This window comes from Streptomyces sp. NBC_00076 (genome assembly GCF_045041235.1).
Lineage (GTDB): Bacteria > Actinomycetota > Actinomycetes > Streptomycetales > Streptomycetaceae > Streptomyces.
Map to the genome: position 1 here is coordinate 4,086,041 of NZ_CP108242.1, position 15,863 is coordinate 4,101,903.

The window sequence follows — 15,863 nt, forward strand, 5'->3', positions numbered from 1 at the left end:
TCACCAGGCCCGACGCCGCCGTGGCAGCCCGGCGTTCGACATACCGCACTTTCTCCATAGGTTTTAGAAAGGGCTGACAGAACCCTCGACAACCTCACGCGTCACACCCGATGCTTCGTCCTGGCATCACGGGACAGGCCACGTCGCCGGTTCAGGGATCGACGACGATCGAATCGGACTTCGGAGTAGCCATGATCCGACGCAGAACGCTGCTCACGGCCGCGGGAGGCTCCCTCCTCGGCAGCGCCCTGGCGACTGGCACCGCACACGCGGACGCCACCATTGCCGTCAACCCCGGTACGTCGTACGGCACTTGGGAAGGCTGGGGCACCTCGCTGGCCTGGTGGGCCAACGTGTTCGGCGCCCGGGACGACTTCGCCGACATCTTCTTCACCACCAAGTCGGTGTCGTACAACGGCACGACGCTGCCCGGCCTCGGAATGAACATCGCCCGCTACAACCTGGGCGCGTCCAGCTGGAACAGCGTGTCGGGCACGACGATGGCCCAGTCGCCGAACATCCCCGCCTTCAAGCAGATCGAGGGCTTCTGGCAGGACTGGAACAACGAGGACCCGGCGTCCGCCGCCTGGGACTGGACCGCGGACGCCAACCAGCGCGCGATGCTGGTGAAGGCGGTGAACCGGGGCGCGACGACCGAGCTGTTCGCGAACTCCCCGATGTGGTGGATGTGCCTCAACCACAACCCCTCGGGCGCCTCGGACGGCGGCAACAACCTCCAGTCCTGGAACTACCGCCAGCACGCCTCCCACCTGGCCGCGGTGGCCCTGCGCGCGAAGAACAACTGGGGCGTGAACTTCGCGACGGTCGACCCCTTCAACGAGCCCAGCTCCAGCTGGTGGACGGCGACCGGCACCCAGGAGGGCTGCCACATGGACGCGACCGTCCAGTCGGCCGTACTCCCGTACATGCGCAGCGAGTTGGACAAGCGCGGCCTGACCGCCACGAAGATCTCGGCGTCCGACGAGACGAGCTACGACCTGGCCCGCACGACGTGGGGTTCCTTCAGTTCCTCGACGAAGGCCCTGGTGAACCGGGTGAACGTACACGGCTACCAGGGCTCGGGCGGCCGTAGGGACGGGCTCTACACGGACGTCGTCACGAACTCCGGCAAGGCCCTGTGGAACTCGGAGACGGGCGACAGCGACGGCTCGGGCGCCACCATGGCGAGCAACCTGCTCTACGACTTCCGCTGGCTCCACCCGACGGCCTGGGTCTACTGGCAGGTCATGGACCCGTCGACGGGCTGGGCGATGATCGCGTACGACCAGGGCACCCTCCAGCCGACCTCGGTCCAGACGAAGTACTACGTGATGGCCCAGTTCAGCCGCCACATCCGCCCGGGGATGAGGATCCTCGACACGGGCGTCAGCTACGCGGCGGCGGCCTACGACGCGAGCGCGAAGCGCCTGGTGATCGTGGCCCTGAACACCTCCACCTCCGCCCAGACCCTGACCTTCGACCTCTCCCGCTTCACCACGGTCAGCGGCGGCTCGGGCGGTCTGGTCCCGCGCTGGAACACGGGCACCACAGGCGGCGACAAGTACGCGGCGTACTCCGACACCCGCCTGAGCGGCAAGACGGTGGCGGTCCCGTTCGCGGCGAAGGCGGTGCAGACACTGCAGATCGACGGCGTGACGATCTAGTTGTGCCTGTGTGATGTCGCGACAGGTCTTCGGGTTCGGTCCCCGTGCGGGGACGGGATCCGCCAAGACCTTACGCCTACGAAAAGCCGAGGCTCGGATCGGCGCCGACCAGCTCACCGCCGGCGGCCCACAGACGAGCGGCGACGGCCGGGTCGGCCATATGAGAGGGGACGGGTTCACGCCGTGGCATGCCGCGCAGGCCGAAGACTCTCGGCCCCCACAGCTGCCCTCCCCGCACCTCCGGGTCGAGGACGGCACGGACGACGGGCCATGCTCCGGCGTCCTTGCCCTGCACCATGAGCCCGGCGGGCAAGCCGCGCAGCCGCTCGCCGGGTGTTGTCACGTGTACCGGCGGGCGGGACGGGGTGAGGGAGTCCAGTGCGCCGCCGGGGTGGGCCACCACACTGAGCACCGTGCTGCCGAGGGCACGCAGGCGGCGGTCGAGTTCGAAGCCGAAGCACATCTGCGCCACCTTCGACCGGCCGTAGGTGCGCTTGGGCCGGTAGTCCTGGGTCGACTGCAGATCGCCCAGGTCCAGTCGCTCGGACCGCGCCGCGAAGCTTCCCACCGTCACGATGCGACCCGCCGACGCCGCGGACAGCAGGGGGGCCAGCCACTGGGTGAGCGCGAAGTGGCCGAGGTGGTTGGTGCCGAACATCAGCTCGTGGCCGTCCCTGGTCTCTCGACGCGGCGGGTCGTCGAGCGCGACCCCCGCGTTGTGGACCACCGCGTCGAGACGATCGAGGTCCAGCCTGTCCACGGCGCTCTTCAGGGACGACAGGTCGGCGAGGTCCAGTTGAAGGTGCCGCACCTGCGCGCCGAAGACGCGCGAGCGGATCGAGGCCATGGCGGCGTCGGCCTTCGCGGCGTCCCGGCTGCCGAGCACGACAACGGCGCCGGTGGCGGCGAGCTGCTCCGCGGCGAAGTAGCCGATCCCAGCGTTACCCCCGGTGACCAGGAAGATCTTTCCCTCGGCAGACGGCAGCCGATGAACGTCCCACGCTCTGCTCTGGGATACGGAAGACACGATGACAGGCTCCTTGCACTCTGAGCGGCGTGCTCACGGGAAGCACCAACCCGCCCAAGGTCGCAACCTCCACCGACATACCACCGACAGATCACGGTCACCGCCGACAGATCAGGGTCACCGCTGAAAGACTTCCGATCCTTCCGGAGGACTGCGCAGAGCAAGAAGGCCAGTACAGCCGAAAATCGGCGTTGCCCCAGCCCGTGATGCTCATTAGGGTCGGTCGGGTGACTGCCGGGTCGGCCATGGGCCATGCACGAGTCAGGTTCCCGGCCTCGGCGTGAGCACGAGGCGGGCAAGAGGCCCGCCCCCTTCTCCGTGTCTTTGCTCCCGGCGCCCGCGCGCGGCGCTCCATCCCAGCAGATCACAAGACCGGAGACACACCACTGATGTCCGATGCCCAGCAGCACCCGCAGGTATCCGAACTGCCGACGGCCGCAGTCCAGTTGAACCACACCGTCGTTTACGCCAGCGACCGGCACCTGTCTGCCGAGTTCATCGCCGCGATCCTGGGCCTGAAGGTCGGTGCCCCGTTCGGGCCGTTCCTGCCCGTCGACCTCGGCAACGGCGTGACGCTCGACTACTACGAGAAGCGCGACGAGCCGATCCAGGCTCAGCACTACGCCTTCCTCGTGCCCGACGAGCAGTTCGACGCGATGATCGCCCGCCTGGAGACGGTCGGAGTCACCTACTACGCCGACCCCAGCCACACCGAACCCAGCCGGATCAACCATCTGTTCGGCGGTCGCGGCGCCTACTTCGAGGACCCGGACCGCCACAACATGGAGATCATGACCCGGCCCTACGTCCGCCCCTAGCAAGCCGCCCGGCAGCGATCCATCGGGCCCTCTCCGCCGAGCGGTTCTCACCTTCCTGGCCTGGGCCGGCGAGGTGAGCCGCTTGGCGGCGCGGGCGACACATGCGTGACCTGGGCGCCGAGCTACCTGATCGAGGACCACGGACAGGGCTGTCACCAGGTCCGGAACACTCCATCAAACTTTTCCGGATTCCTGTCACATCCGCGTGCGCCGTTCCGTCAGTGCTGTGAAGACGCCGACCAGGCCGAAGCGAAGGAGAGCAGCCATGACGAACACCTCCATCTCCCGGATGCCCAACCCCGCCGAGTTCGTGCCCGAGCTCAACGACATCAGCGCCGCCCTCTTCCGGGCCACGGGCAACCGCTCGGTACCGCGCACCACGATGAACCTCGTCCACCTGCGCGCCGGGCAGATCGTCGGCAACACCTACCTGACGATCCTGAACACCGGCTTCCTGCGCAAGGCCGGGGAGTCCGAGGAGCGCATCACCGCCGTCTCCTCCTGGCAGGACGCCCCCTACTTCACCGACGCCGAACGCGCCGCCCTGGCCTTGGTGGAGGCCACCCTCCAGCCCGCCCCACACGGCAAGGAGCGCGTCTCCGACGAGCTGTACTCCGAGGTGGCGAAGCACTACGACGAGAAGGCGCTGGCGACCCTGACCATCGCGATCGGCCAGATCAACTTCTTCATCGCCCTGGCCGTCATCGGCAAGCCCCAGCCCGTCAGCTCCCTCTCCGACGAGCAGTGGGACTGACTCATTCATCCAGGGGCTCCCAGCGCCGGCGGGAGCTCCCGTCAGGGCCCTCCCACCGTCGCTGGCCTGCACCTCTCTCCACCTTCTTCTCTTCTTTGTCACCGCTCGGCAGTACGGTGTCCCCCATGCGCCCCGACACGCCTGCCGAGAACGCCGACCACACCGCCGAAGCGGCACGCCTGGAGCGGACCGCCGGCCTGCATCCCGAGGACGCCGAGGCCCTGCTGCTCCAGGCCTCGGCCCACCTGGAACTGTCCGGCGACCGCCCCGCCGCGACCACTCTCTACGACCGCCTGCTGTCGTCCCCGGACAGCCTGGAGAACCCGCTTCTGGTACGCGCCCTCAAGGCCTCGAACCTCTGGGAGTACGGCCACGAGGCGGAGGCCAGAGCGATCATCGACGGCGTCCGGGCGGCGTCCCCCCGCGACCCGGCCCCCTGGGTGATCGTGGCGGAGTCCCTGGAGGCCCACGACGAGCTGGAAGCGGCGCAGGAGACGTTCACAGAGGGCGTGGAACTGCTCCTCGCGGACGCCCAGGAACCCCCGTACGCCACACATCCGCTCCTCTTCGGCCGCCACCGGGTACGCAGGATGCTGGGCATGGGCCACGACGACTGGGACGTCCTGGCCGACACCCTCCACTCCTCCCCCGTGTCCCTGGACGAGCTCCACGACCCCAAGCGCGTCTGGTCCCTGGGCTCGGACAACCCGGCGGAACTGGCAGCGGAGATCTCCCGCCTGCAAGCGGAGCTCGGCACCTACCGGGAGGCCCTGTCCCGCCCGTTCCCCGTAGCGGTCCTGCACTGGCCGGAGGACGAACTGGCGGAGCTGGTGGACGCATATCCGTCGCTGGCCACGGAGTACCCCTCCCACCAGCAGCACCTGGCAACGATAGAAACGTCACTGCGTGAACTGTCCGCCTCCGGCACCCCGAACCTCGGCATCGTCACGGGCACGGTCCCGTCGTACGAGGCGTTCGCTGCATCGGAGGGCACCACCCCGGAGGACGTCTCCCTGCTCCCCCAGTACGCGACGACGCTGGCGGCGCGGGGGCGAGCGGTGTCTTGGCCGCCGCAGCGGGGGGCGGTTTGTTGGTGTGGGTCGGGAGAGCCGTACCGGGAGTGCCACGGGGGCCAGTAACTCGCGGTTCCTATTCAGCGACCCCTCCCTCTAATTCCCCCTGCCGGCGTCGGGACCGGACCCCCCACGCCCCACAAGCCGCTCAACCGCCCGGCGTGCTGGCGAGACGCACTCGCGCCCGGGCCCCGGCCCACCGCTCAACAACCGCCAACGCCCCTTACCTGGCAACCCCTTCTCCGGGCCGCCCGCTCGCTTCTCCCCCGTACCGGAGCGGCCCGGGTCAAGGGGGGCCCGAAGGGCCATCGCCGAAGGCGACGCGTAACGCATCGCAGCGGAGTGGAGTGGAGCGCCCTTGAGGCGGGGCGCGGAGGGACGACACTGGCTGGGAAGCGGGCGGCCCGACGGTGCCTTTGAATCCAACGGCGAACCCCGAACTCCCTGGAACCGTGCAGGAGTCCACGCAGACCAGCCCAGAAATGGGATGCGCATAAAGCACCACATGCGGGAAAGATCCCTGGCCAAAGCTGTTGACAGATAAGGGACTTATCGCACCCGTTCGACATCTGCCTCCCCCTATGTCCAACCTTTGCAGTACGGTCACATCCTCCATCTGTTGTGTGTAGGGGGCTGCTAACTCGTGGAGCAGGCCCTGACCTGTGCCTTTTGAGGAAGCATGCTCTACGAGCCCGGTACCGAATGGCAGTACGACGTCCCCACGACTGGCAGCACACACCTGCCGCCAGACGCGGGCTATGGGAAAGCCCTGACCAACCAGGGCTACGGCTTCGAGGTCGCCGTCGCTGACCTCATCGACAACTCCATCGACGCCAAGGCCGACAAGATCGTCGTGCACTTCCTGCGCGATGCCGACCGGATCCTCACCCTGCTGATCATCGACAACGGCAAGGGCATGGACGAGGCAGGCCTGGATGCCGCGATGACGGTGGGACGCCGCCGTGACTACGGCGACGAAGCCCTCGGTATGTACGGCACGGGACTGAAGGCGGCTTCCCTGTCCCACGCTTCATCGCTCACCGTGGTCAGCCGCACCCGGCGGAGCCGCGCCGCTGGGCGTCTCCTTACCGCGGAGGGCATCGAAGACAGCTTCCGCTGCGACACCGTCGACGCTCGGTACGCGCAGGAATTCGTAGACCGGTACGACGGAGTCATCGAGTGGCAGGGAACCATCGTGCGCTGGGATGGCGTGCGGGCCTTCGAGACAGTCGCGCGCGGCCAGAGCGACCAGTTCCTCTCCAAGGCGATCTCCCGACTTGAGACCCACCTCGGTCTCTACCTCCACCGGTTTCTGCAGCGCGGCCTCAAGCTCGACATAGCGGTGTGGGACGTCGGCAGCGGAGGGCAGGGCCTCGGCGAGGAAGTGGACCATATCGCCGTAGAGGCCCTGGACCCCTTCGGGTACAAGGTGCCGGGCAAGGCGGACTATCCCCGGGAGTTCATCGCCCCGGTGGAAGGTCTGGGCGACCTTCGGATGAAGGCCCACATCTGGCAGGCCAAGTCCAAGCAGGCGGGCTTCCGTCAGATCGGTTCCCTGATGGACAGACAGGGCTTCTACTTCTACCGGAACGACCGCCTCGTACAGGCTGGCGGATGGAACGGCTGGCGGAATCCTGAGGGCCACCTGGCCCTCGCCCGCGTCGCGATCGACCTTCCGTCCCACGAGAACAACGTCCTGAGTCTCGACGTGAAGAAGGAGACCATCACCGTCACGCAGGCCTTCACTGACGGCCTCGACAAGGCGGTGGATTCCAAGGGGCGCACTTTCCGGAGCTACATGCTGGACGCCGAGACCGCCTACAGGGACGGTTCGAGGCGTAATGAGATTGTCCGCAAGCCTGTGACTCCCCCGGGTAAGGGCCTGGACCCGAAGGTCAAGCGGGTCATCAAGGAGGAACTGCCAGAGAAGCCAGGCGAAGAACCGATCACCTTCACCTGGGGCCCCCTTCCCCCTGACCAGTTCTTCGCCCTGGACCGCGAGCGCAACGTCGTCGTCCTCAACAAGACCTTCCGGGAAGACTTCAACGACGGCAGGCGTGGTGGGGCAAACGATGTCCCCGTGACAAAGACCCTGCTGTACCTGCTTCTTGAGGACTGCTTCGGGCTGGGGCGCTGGGAGCGGAGTCGCCAGGACCGTCTGGACTACTGGAACACCATCCTCATGGCTTCGGTGGGCGCACAGCGCACGCGGCGTGCGCAGCCACTTTCCTGACGCCAGCGACGCAACCACCACGCCTTCTCTCAGACTGAGGACTTCACATGAGCGACACCCCAGCCACCGTGCTCCTTGAGATTCACACCGACGCGCTGGCAGGTATGAGGAACGCGCCCCGGCATTTCGCCAAATGGGCTGCTCTTGCCGCGGATGAGGACTACCCCGACGCCGACCTGAGCGAAGACCTGTTTCACACCTACCTGGTCAGCGGCGATGAGGCACTCAGAGCCCTGTGGAGCCGTCGCCTGACCGCCTGGGACTTCGCCGAAGCTCCTCACTGGGCGGTGGCCACCCCCGCTCGCACCGATGAGCGCCGAACGGCGGTGTACGACCGGCTCCAATTCGGAATCGACGTGCGCAAGGCGTTGAATGACGCCGTGCCCGTGGCGAGAATTCCGGGTCCCACCGTGATCACGCGCGAGTTCACTCCTTGGTACACCCCTGAGCGAGCGGCTGCCCGTCCCTTCTACTGGACGTCGTACGAGGGAAAGCTCCGCGCCAAGGGCTGGTCCGATGCCGCGATCGCGAGCCTCGACGAAGCAAGCCGGGCAGTCGTTGAACGCCTCACTGATCCAGAACAGCAGGCGGCTCGACAGGCGAAAGGCCTGGTCGTCGGATACGTGCAGTCCGGTAAGACCGCCAACTTCACGGGTGTCGCCGCCAAGGCGATCGACGCTGGCTACCGCCTCGTCATCGTGCTCGGCGGCACGCTCAACCTGCTGCGTGCGCAGACCCAGCGCCGCCTCGACATGGAGCTGATCGGACAGGAGAACATCCTGCGAGGCGCGGACATCACGGACCTCGACTCCCTAGTAGGCGTGGACTACGTAGGGGACGACGACGCGGACTGGCACGAGTTCGTTCAGCACGGAGCACGGCCGTCCGTCCTTGGTGCGTTCGACATCGAGCGTCTGACGACTCGTGACAAGGACTACAAGAGCCTGGCGCAGGGCATCAGGGCCCTTGAGTTCGAGAAGCGTGAACCGACCCGTCCGCTGCATGAGCCGGCGAACCTCCACCACGCGGCCGCCCGCGTCCTGGTGGTGAAGAAGAACAAGTCCGTTCTGACCAAGCTCGTCAAGGACCTCAAGCAGATCCATGGGCTGCTGGGCGAGTTGCCTGCCCTGATCATCGATGACGAGTCTGACCAGGCCTCGGTCAACACCCTGGATCCCAAGAAGTGGGAGCAGGGCAGGCCCGAGCGCACGGCCATCAATGGGCTGCTCTCTCAGCTCCTGAAGCTGCTTCCGCGCGCCCAGTACGTCGGCTACACGGCGACCCCCTTCGCCAACGTCTTCATCGACCCCGGTGACGATGAGGACATCTTCCCCAGCGACTTCCTGATCTCGCTTCCTCGCCCCTCCGGGTACATGGGCGCCCAGGACTTCCACGATCTGGACTCGGCGATCCCCAGGGAGGAGCGCACGTATGCCAACTCCCAGGAGAAGGCGCACATCCGGGACGTCTACGAGTCCACCGGCGACCGTCTCCAGGAAGCCATGGACGCCTTCGTTCTGTCGGGCGCACTGAAGTTGTACCGAGCCGATCATGGTGTGGATGACGGTCCGTTCCGGCACCACACGATGCTCGCGCATCAGTCGGTGCGGAAGGACGATCACGCGGATCTCGCGCTGCGAATCAATTCCATGTGGCACCAGGCGGGTTACAGCTCGACCGCCGGCCACGAGCGGCTCGCCGCGCTGTGGACTTCCGACTTCGCTCAGGTCAGCGAGGCCCGCGCCTCGGACCTCCCTGCTCCCACCACCTACGAGGCGCTGCGACCGTATGTGAATGCCGCACGTCAGCGCATCGGCTCAGGCGGTCAGCCCGTCATCGTCGTGAACGGCGACTCGGACCGCTACTTCGACCAGCTGAACCTCGACTTCGACCGGACGCAGCACGTCTGGAAGATTCTGGTGGGCGGAACGAAGCTCTCTCGCGGTTTCACCGTGGAAGGCCTGACGATCACCTACTACCGGCGCACCACCCAGCAGGCGGACACCCTGATGCAGATGGGCCGCTGGTTCGGCTTCCGGCCTGGGTACCGGGATTTGGTCCGGCTCTACATCGGCAGGGAGGAGCCTTTCGGCCGCAACAAGTACGCCGATCTGTACGAGGCTTACGAAGCGATCTGCCGCGACGAGGAGACGTTCCGGGAGCAGTTGGCCCAGTACGCCATGTTGGTCGACGGCCAGCCGCAGCTAACCCCCGTGCAAGTGCCTCCCCTCGTGGCGCAGCACCTGCCCTGGGTCAAGCCTTCCGCCCGAAACAAGATGTTCAATGCGGAGTTGGTGGAGATCCAATCACCCGGCCGCCCCATTGAGCCGGCCGCCTATCCGCTGAAAACCTTGGTACTCAAGCGGAACACCGAGCGGTGGCGCCCACTGTTGGACGCGCTCAGTTCAGCCCCGGTCACCTTCACCAATCCGCCAGACAACTCCAGTTCACTGGCGCGCACCTTCGAGGCACTGACCGGCACCGTCTCTCACCGTGACCTTGTGAGCGTGCTGTCCCAGCTCGAATGGGAACGTCCTGGTCACTTCGATCCGCACCTGACGTACCTCAGCCAGCTCGACGGCACGCTCGCCAAGGTGGACGACTGGCAGCTCATATCCCCACGCCTGGTTGCGGGCACACGCATAGAGGCCCGGGTGCTCGGTTCGCTGCCGCTGTCCCTCGTCCGCCGAACCCGGCAGTCCAACAAGACGTCCTTCGGCCGCATTGCCAGCGTCGAGCACCGCACCGCGGCACAGCGTCTGATCGATGAGGCGGGCGCGTCTCCCGAGGCACGAGCTCAGGGCGCCAGGATCGGGTCTACGACAGGAGTCGTGCTCCTGTACCCGGTAGTGGAGGGGGGCAGCCACAGCGACGTGCAGGCCGTCGTGCAGAGCGGCTCCGCCGATCCGTCGCAGATCGTGATGGCCTTCACCTTGATCCCGCCCACCTCAGCGGCGAGCGCTGATCGCCGACTGGTGCGTTTCCGCGCCAAGAGTTCGCGATACGCCTCTGAGGCGACAATTCCGACCGACGCGTCCTGAGGTCTTCCTTCCCCGAGGTCGAGGCCGCCCGCACCAGGGCGGCCTCACCTCAGGCAGCAGACGATCATCATCGCCATCGGCAAACAGTCCCACTCACCTCGCGGTCACCCGCCGCCGTCTACGCTCTGAGGCGTGCCCGATGATCCGAAATGGGAAGCGCCGCCAGGCTCCTGGGCTTCGTCTGCTGCCCGCCGCCGCAACATGCAGGCGATCCGGAGCCGCGACACAAAGCCCGAACAGCTAATCCGCCGCCTCGTGCATGCCCAAGGCCTGCGGTACCGCGTGGCCGCGCGTCCACTGCCAGACCTTCGCCGGACGGCTGACATGGTCTTCCGGTCAGCAAAGGTCGCCGTGTTCATTGACGGATGCTATTGGCACGGCTGCCCACAGCATTACGTGGCACCGAAGACGAACCCGGGTTACTGGTCAGATAAGGTTCTGCGGAATATGGAACGCGATCGCGACACTGAACAAAAGCTCACAGAGGCGGGATGGCTTGTACTCCGCTTCTGGGAGCATGAGCCTTCAGACGCTTGCGCTCGCAAAATCGCCGACACGGTCCTTGCGAGGCGCTTGGGACTGCGGGACTCCTGACACAGGAAAAGCCATCTGCTCGGGAGCCGATTCCAGGATTGAGGAATCTTCTGACTCCATCTCGTAGCTATTCAGCAGCTCATCTCGTTGCTCCGGGCGAAGGACAGCAGCAATCGCCCGGCCAACAGCCTCTGCGACCGGGGGCGGAAAAGCATTGCCCACCTGCCGGTACCGGGCTGTCTTCTTACCTTGAAATTCCCACCCGCGCGGAAACCCTTGAATGATGGCGGCCTGCTCTACTGTCAGCATGGGGCCGGCCTGACGGAAAAGGTCTCGCTCAGGATCGCAGTCTTCTCTGTCGTTGGCGACGCCCATGGCATCGACTCCCATAGCCGCCCAGGCCCGCTTGGCCCGAGTGGGCCCCAGATCCGCGCCACCATGCTTCCTCGACCCTCCGACAAGGGTAGGCGCCACGCCCTTCCCTGCTGCCGCGGCTTTTTCAGCGGACTCAAGCCAGTCATAGTAGACATCTCTTCCGGCACGCTCACCGGGGCCCGCTTGCACCCCCCGCTGGTTCTTGTCCCAGAAATCGTCGCAGCGTTCCCGCATGGTCTTTTCCAGCTTCTCCGCTACCGTCGCTTCTGACCTGAGGAGGCGCTTAGGCCAGGCGAACGGGGGAGCGCCTTCCTCTAGAAGATCGCTACGAATCGCAACCAGAATGGCGCGGGGGCGCAACTGCGGTACACCAAAGTCACGCGCATCAAGCCGACGCCAGACCCTGCGCATGACCGCATCCTGATTGACTGGAAGCCAGCTCGCGTCAACCTCGGGAACCGAGTATCCAGCCTCCCGTAGCTCATTCAGAATATCGTTACGATATTCAATGAATACCTCAGGGGGCTCAAGAATGCCGCGCACATTCTCAATCATGACCGCCTTGGGCATCAGATCTCTAACGATCCGCAAGGCATCCGGGAAGAGGTCACGCTCGTCATCACGGCCGAGTCTTTTACCCGCCAAGGAGAAGGGAGGGCATGGAACGCCACCCGCAAGCAAATCGAGCTCGCCTTCCTGCAGGCCAAGACTCTTATGTACCTTAGATCCAAGAAACTCTTTGACATCCATAGGCTCGATGCTTTGAGCACGCTTCGCGCTCCATCCAGGCCAGCCGGCTACGTTCGCCCGAAGCGTTTGCACCGCATGACGATCCCACTCAATCAAGGCACGGTGATCAAAGCCGGCGTTGTGCAGTCCAACGGCTTGCCCGCCTGCCCCCGCACAGATCTCGATCGAGGTCAGTGGCGGGGTGAACCGCGGGCGCTTCCGGCCGCTGGCGCGCATGGGCGCTCCTCCTGGTCTGACTGAAAAGACATGTCGTTCTTGCCGAGGCAACGATCAAGCATGCCTCAACACACCAGGAGTCTCCCAAACTCAATCCTCAGGGGCTAGCGAGACCCTTCACATGACTGAGCAAGGCCTCAATGTCAGCCGATGCGAGGCCAGCCGCCACGGATGGCTCTTCCTGCAGGTCAGCCAGCTGCTGCACCGTGGGGTCATCAAGGATCTTCCCCATGAACTCCAGCTTCCTCTCCAACCGCATCGCGACCACCTCGTCGATGGTCTTCCGGACTCCCAGCACGGTGACCCGGGTGTCCGTTCCCGGGGCGAGGCCGAGGCGATGGATCCGGTCAAGACTCTGAAGGAACCGGCCGGCCATAAAGTCTCTGTCCACGTAGATGGCGTCATGGCACACGTGGTGCAGGCTGATCCCCTCCCCTAGGGTCGCCGGGTTCGAGATCAGCACCATGCAGCTAGGGTCTTCACGGAAACGCCTGAGCTGTTCGTCCCGGTCGGGGGTCCCCCCGTAGACGACGGCCGGGCTGTACTTCCCCAGCATCTGCTCCAGGGTCGTCAGGCTCCTGACGAAGGTCGTCCAGACGAGCGTCTTCCGGCCCTGGGCCGCGTTCTCCGCGACTATCGTCGCCGCTTCCTTGTACTTGGGTGACAGCTCGTAGTCCGGCAAGTTCTGCATAAGCGAGTAAAGGGAGCTGCCTTGCGGGATGTCCAGCGGGGGTAGCTGATACGCCAGCGGCTCATACCGGCTTCCCCCCTCAAGTAGCAAGGCCGGGCTCGTCGCTGCCATAAGCAACCGCAGTGCCGTCTTGCCGAGAGAACTGAGATCGTCCCGGGCCACCCCGTTGCTCATGCCTCCCACCAACGAGCTGTAGATCTCGTCGTGCAGCGGCGGCATGTCGACGTAGCGCATCCTGAGGTGCACGGGAGGGAGCCCCAGCTCCTGCTTCGTCGTCCGGCTGAACAGCGGTCGCAGGACAGAGCTGGCATAGGCCAGGTCCCCACCCGCCACGGCCTGCACCACGGCCCGCTGTCCGTGTCCTGGCCAGACGAAACCCAGCAGATTTTCCAGATCTTTCGAACCGTTCGGCGCCGGCGTACCGGTGAGAATCATGCGCCGCTCGGCCAGAGGGCCCAGAGCCATGCACGCGGCACCGTAGGTCCCACGCGCGCCGAGCTTCATCCTGTGAGCTTCGTCAAGGATGATCATCGAAGGCGCCGCCTTCAACCAGCTGGCCAAAGTGGCCAGTGAGCGGTCCAGGCGCTCGTAGTTGACGATCAGCACCTCGGCCCACTGATCCATCGAACCGTCGAGGACGTGGGTCCGCAGCGGATAGCGGAAGCAGACGGCGGTCTCGTAACGCCAGGACTCGTATGCCGACTTGGGGCACACGACCAGGACCCGGCTCACACGCTCCTGAGCCTTCTGCGCCGCGTACACCGCCAAGGCAACCCGGGTCTTGCCCGCGCCCGGCACACTGAAATTCGCTCCGTGCTGGAGCGAGAGCAACTTCGCGATGTCACGGAGCTGGAACTCGCTGAGCGAGGCCTCCCACAGGTTTCCCAGCAAGTTGGGGACATCGCTGGAAGAAAGCTCACCCGGCGTCTGGGTGCCGGCAAGGCGCTCCTTGACCGTGTTGGCGTCCCTGACAACGCCCGACACCAGATTCCTCAGCTCAGGAGCCCACTCCACGCCCTCGCGGTGCGGCCAGCCACCAAGTACGGCCAGGTCGGCGAGGAGTTCGTCCAGGGCAACTGAAGCGGTGAGCGGGCCAAGCTGGCCGCCCGTGCGGAAACGGGCAGCCAGCTGGACAAGATCCTGCTGGTACTGGTCAGTCGTCCTCAGAACAACGCGGGTGCGCGTCTCGTCGAAACCCAGGTGCAGGGACGTTATGGTCGTGCCGCCGCTCAACGGGAGCCCTCCGCGGCCACGGCCTCCAAGAGCCAGGCCACACCGTCACCGGGGGTAGGCAGCCCCCGCCCAGCCTGCTGGGCGAGCTTCCGGAGGCTGCTGCGCAGCTTTAGGACAGCCTCGTCGAAGACCTCCTCATCAAGGCTGTGCGAGGTGCGGGCCTGCACCAGATCCATCACGCACTGATCGATGCTCGCGCAAGCCTCCGCGAGGCGTGCGGGAGCCATCTGCTTCCGCTTCCTCAGACGGGCGTTACGTCCGGCGGACTCGATCGCCTCGTCGAAGGCCTTCCTCGCCCCGTCGAGAACGGCCTGATCCTGCGCCTTATCGCTGTCAGGCAGGTCCGGCGCCGCACTGCGAACGGCCGCACTGGCGCGGAGAATCTGATCGTTCAAGGCTTTCGCTTCGGACACCACCGAGGAAGTCGCCGGCACCGCGAGGTCGAGCCCCGGGATCGAGACCTCAACCGGCTGGGCCGCGTCAGAACCGCCAACAGCCAGAGCCGGCGGCAGCGATCGAGTCAGATAACCCTCCTTGAGGAACTCCTCGTCGATGTGCCGGACATCCGTCTTGGAGAAGTCGAGGAGGATCGCGGCCAAGCGGAACTCCTTGAGGACCTCAGCCTGGTCACGGTCCACGGATTCCAGCTTGAGGTACAAGCGGTGCAGTTCCTTCAGCCGCTCCTGAGCGCCCTCCCAGTCAACGAGCCTGAGCGCGACACCACCGCCACTCTTGCTGCGGTCGATCAACTCCCGGATGGTGCTCAGGATCCACCTCTCCTGGTGGTAGGTCTTCACCTGGATACGGAAGTCCTTCGCGATCTGTTCCGGTGTCCGTCCGACGGAAGCCTGTTCCTCCATAGCCAAGAGCCTGTTGATGTACGAGTAGTCGCGGCGGTGGTCCTTGCGCAGCTGGAGCGACAGCTCGACGGCATTGATGTCCGCCCAGGTGAAGGACTCCGGCAGGACACCCACGCGCATCGACTGCACGCCCAGGTCACGGAGGGCAGCGGCGCGCGTGTTGCCGTTCACCAGTACGCCGTGGTGCGTCACCAGGCCGGGATCGTTCTGACCGAACTGCTTCAGGCTTTCCTGCAGCTTGTCGAATTCCGGGTCACGCAGGTTCGGGTCGGTCGGCGAGGCCTTGAGGAGGAACATCAGGTAATCCTGGCTCTCGGCATCCCAAGGGTCGTTCTCCAGAGCCTCATCCCGGGCAGCGTCGTGACTCCGCTGAGCACGGATGCGGTGCGTTCCCGGGTTGAAGTAGAGCCCGCTGAGCCGCAGGTCGATGACCTCGACATGGGCCTGCTGCTCGTTCCAGTCGACCGTGACCGTCTCCCTGGTACCGCCGGCCGCCTTGGCCTCCTCAACCTTCTTCTTGATCTGTTCGCTGAACTCGGCCGCCCTCGGCGGCGGCGGGAACTCCCGCAGCATCGCTTTTCTCCGTCCCGTACT

General features: G+C 65.7%; 11 protein-coding genes. 7 read left to right on the forward strand and 4 right to left on the reverse strand.

From position 1 onward, the window contains the following. Positions 1 to 191 precede the first annotated feature (191 nt). The gene (locus OHA64_RS18495; protein ID WP_405614341.1) at positions 192 to 1,664 is read left to right on the forward strand and encodes a beta-1,6-galactanase; all 1,473 of its coding nucleotides are present in this window, start codon (positions 192 to 194) and stop codon (positions 1,662 to 1,664) included. A 76-nt stretch (positions 1,665 to 1,740) separates the two neighbouring features. Here the strand turns inward: OHA64_RS18495 and OHA64_RS18500 are convergent, their stop codons facing one another. Then, entirely contained in the window at positions 1,741 to 2,691 is a 951-nt protein-coding gene (locus OHA64_RS18500; protein ID WP_405614343.1) for an SDR family NAD(P)-dependent oxidoreductase, read from the reverse strand. A 389-nt stretch (positions 2,692 to 3,080) separates the two neighbouring features. Between OHA64_RS18500 and OHA64_RS18505 the strand changes: the two genes are divergently transcribed. From OHA64_RS18505 to OHA64_RS18530, 6 genes are all read left to right on the forward strand, one after another. Next, the gene (locus OHA64_RS18505; protein WP_405614345.1) at positions 3,081 to 3,509 is read left to right on the forward strand and encodes a VOC family protein; all 429 of its coding nucleotides are present in this window, start codon (positions 3,081 to 3,083) and stop codon (positions 3,507 to 3,509) included. A 265-nt stretch (positions 3,510 to 3,774) separates the two neighbouring features. Next, the gene (locus OHA64_RS18510; protein WP_405614347.1) at positions 3,775 to 4,263 is read left to right on the forward strand and encodes a carboxymuconolactone decarboxylase family protein; all 489 of its coding nucleotides are present in this window, start codon (positions 3,775 to 3,777) and stop codon (positions 4,261 to 4,263) included. A 125-nt stretch (positions 4,264 to 4,388) separates the two neighbouring features. Continuing rightward, positions 4,389 to 5,402, forward strand: coding sequence for an SEC-C metal-binding domain-containing protein (locus OHA64_RS18515; RefSeq protein ID WP_405614349.1), 1,014 nt, complete (start codon positions 4,389 to 4,391; stop codon positions 5,400 to 5,402). A 613-nt stretch (positions 5,403 to 6,015) separates the two neighbouring features. Continuing rightward, the gene (locus OHA64_RS18520) at positions 6,016 to 7,569 is read left to right on the forward strand and encodes an ATP-binding protein (RefSeq protein WP_405614351.1); all 1,554 of its coding nucleotides are present in this window, start codon (positions 6,016 to 6,018) and stop codon (positions 7,567 to 7,569) included. Between the two features lie 47 nt (positions 7,570 to 7,616). Then, on the forward strand, positions 7,617 to 10,610 hold the full coding sequence (locus tag OHA64_RS18525) for a Z1 domain-containing protein (protein WP_405614353.1): 2,994 nt from the start codon (positions 7,617 to 7,619) through the stop codon (positions 10,608 to 10,610). A gap of 132 nt (positions 10,611 to 10,742) precedes the next feature. Further along, a complete protein-coding gene (locus tag OHA64_RS18530) occupies positions 10,743 to 11,204 on the forward strand; it encodes a very short patch repair endonuclease (protein WP_405614355.1) in 462 nt (153 codons plus the stop codon). On the opposite strand, the gene OHA64_RS18535 is transcribed toward OHA64_RS18530, so the two are convergent. From OHA64_RS18535 to OHA64_RS18545, 3 genes are all read right to left on the reverse strand, one after another. After that, positions 11,136 to 12,485: a DNA cytosine methyltransferase gene (locus OHA64_RS18535; RefSeq protein ID WP_405614357.1), complete on the reverse strand. Its 1,350-nt coding sequence runs from the start codon at positions 12,483 to 12,485 to the stop codon at positions 11,136 to 11,138. The two genes, OHA64_RS18530 and OHA64_RS18535, sit on opposite strands and share 69 nt — an antisense overlap. 97 nt (positions 12,486 to 12,582) lie before the next feature. Further along, on the reverse strand, positions 12,583 to 14,409 hold the full coding sequence (locus tag OHA64_RS18540; RefSeq protein ID WP_405614359.1) for a DEAD/DEAH box helicase: 1,827 nt from the start codon (positions 14,407 to 14,409) through the stop codon (positions 12,583 to 12,585). Next, positions 14,406 to 15,842, reverse strand: coding sequence for a hypothetical protein (locus OHA64_RS18545; protein ID WP_405614361.1), 1,437 nt, complete (start codon positions 15,840 to 15,842; stop codon positions 14,406 to 14,408). The genes OHA64_RS18540 and OHA64_RS18545 overlap by 4 nt, the downstream gene beginning before the upstream one ends. Between the last annotated feature and the right edge of the window lie 21 nt (positions 15,843 to 15,863).